Origin of the sequence: Bittarella massiliensis (ex Durand et al. 2017) (assembly GCF_017566145.1) — a bacterium.
GTDB lineage: Bacteria > Bacillota > Clostridia > Oscillospirales > Ruminococcaceae > Bittarella > Bittarella massiliensis_A.
Map to the genome: position 1 here is coordinate 1 of NZ_JABFCL010000346.1, position 212 is coordinate 212.

A 212-nucleotide genomic window follows, 5' to 3' on the forward strand; every position below is an offset into this window, starting at 1 on the left:
TCCCGGTACAGCCTCTGCCCGCTATCAGAAAGAGAAATCTCATAGGTCTTCGCATTGCCCGGACGCTTTTCCCGGATAATATATCCGCACTGCTCCAGCCTTCTCATCTCCCTTGTGGCCATGGCCTGATCCATCGCCATAGAATCGCACATCTCTCTTTGGCTGCATTTCGGATTGGACCCAATGTACATCACAAAATAGTAACTGGAATA

1 protein-coding gene is annotated in these 212 nt (G+C 49.5%); it reads right to left on the bottom strand.

Annotated features, from left to right (window positions below):
* Nucleotides 1-191, bottom strand: a 191-nt coding sequence (locus HJY11_RS15755; RefSeq protein ID WP_368041636.1) for a MarR family transcriptional regulator, incomplete at its 3' end; no start/stop codon positions are given.
* Nucleotides 192-212 lie beyond the last annotated feature (21 nt).